At 68.1% G+C, this 1,748-nt stretch carries 2 protein-coding genes; both read right to left on the bottom strand.

Annotated features, from left to right (window positions below):
- The coding region (locus ACIBLC_RS41950; RefSeq protein WP_399216749.1) for a beta-ketoacyl synthase N-terminal-like domain-containing protein at nt 1-888 on the bottom strand (888 nt) is incomplete at its 3' end.
- 39 nt (nt 889-927) lie between these two features.
- Nucleotides 928-1,748, bottom strand: an 821-nt coding sequence (locus tag ACIBLC_RS41945; protein ID WP_399216748.1) for a beta-ketoacyl reductase, incomplete at its 5' end; no start/stop codon positions are given.

Genomic DNA, 1,748 nt, shown 5'->3' with positions numbered 1-1,748 from the left:
GAGCACCCGATGCCCACGCCGCCGAGCCTCCGACAACCGCTCCAGAACCACCACCCCGACGCCCTCGGCCCAGCCGGTACCATCCGCGGCATCCGAGAACGCCTTGATCCGGCCGTCGACGGCGAGGCCGCCGTGGCGCGAGAACGCCACGAACGCCCCCGGCGTCGCCATCACCGTGGCCCCGCCCGCCAGCGCCAGCGAGCACTCCCCCTGCCGCAACGCCTGCGCCGCCAGATGGATCGCGACCAGCGAGGACGAACACGCCGCGTCCACCGTCACCGCCGGACCCTCAAAACCGAACACATACGACACCCGGCCTGAGGCCACACTCGTCATCGCCCCCGTGCCGATAAACCCTTCCAGTTCCGCCGTGCTGAAGCCGTACCCCTGTTCATAGACGCCGGAGAACACCGCGACCTCTTGGCCCTTCAACGTCCCGGGGTCGATCCCGGCCTGTTCCAACGCCTCCCACGAGGTCTCCAGCAGCAACCGCTGCTGCGGATCCATCGCCAGCGCCTCACGCGGCGAGATCCCGAAGAAACCCGCGTCGAACTCCGCCGCGTCATACAGAAACCCGCCCCGGGCCACGTAGGCGGTGCCGGCCTGGCCTGAGTCGGAGTCGGAGTCGGAGTCGGAGTCGGAGTCGAACAAGCCCTCCAGATCCCAGCCACGATCGGACGGGAAACCGGACATACCATCCCGGCCCTCACTGACCAGCCGCCACAAATCATCCGGACCCGCCACACCACCGGGCAGACGACACGCCATCCCCACAACCGCAACCGGCTCCGACTTCTCGGCCTCAAGCTCCAGCACACGCTGATGGGAACGGCGTGCCTCTGCGAGGGTGCGCTTGAGATAGTCGCGAAGCTTGCTTTCATCTGCCATCGGAGTTCAGCTCCTAGAGGCTGTGACGGTCGGCGGTTGCTAGTTGCCGAACTCGGTGTCGATCAGGTCGAAGAGCTCGTCGTCCGAGGCGGCATCGAAGTCGAGCTCCTCCTCAGCGGGCGGGGTTCCGTTCGCCAGCGACCAGGAGGCCAGAAGGCCCTGAAGCCGGGCTGTCACTTGCGCGCGGACCGAGTCGTCGGCAGGCGTCCCGGCCAAGGTGGCATCGAGCCTGCTCAGTTCAGCCAGCAGCGGATGCGTTATGGCCACGGATTGCGTTGTGGTCCCGAGTTCGCGGTGGAGATGGCGGGCGAGGGTGAGCGGGTTGGGGTAATCGAAGACGATGGTGGCGGCAAGCTTGAGGCCAGTGGCCCCACGAAGGCGGTTACGCAACTCGACCGAGGTAAGCGAGTCGAACCCCGAGTCCTTGAACGCCGTCTCCGCTCCGACCTTCGCAATCCCCGCATGACCCAGGACCATCGCCACATGACCACGGACGAAATCGAGCAGCAACGCCTCCTGCTCCTGTGATGTGAGCCCGGCAAGCCGCGCAGCAAGACCGCCACCGCCGTCCCCCGCCCCTGCCTGCCCGTCCCCCGCCCGTGCCCGGCGCCGCCCGCCATGCACCAGACCACCCAGAAGCCCCGGGAGACCCCCGCCGGCCACGGCATCAGCACGCAGCCTCCGCAGATCCAGCTTGATCGGCACCACCAGAGCTGCGGGAACCCGCAGGGCCGCGTCAAACAGCCCCATCCCCTCCGCGGGGGCGAGGGGCAGGACACCGCCGCGGTTCATACGGGCCTGGTCGATCTCGCTGAGGTGAGCGGTCAATCCGGTGCTCTGCTGCCACAGGCCCCAGGCCA

This window comes from Streptomyces sp. NPDC050535, from assembly GCF_044457665.1.
GTDB lineage: Bacteria > Actinomycetota > Actinomycetes > Streptomycetales > Streptomycetaceae > Streptomyces.
The sequence above is the reverse complement of the archived record's forward strand: the minus strand, read 5'-3'. Positions and strand labels throughout refer to the sequence as shown.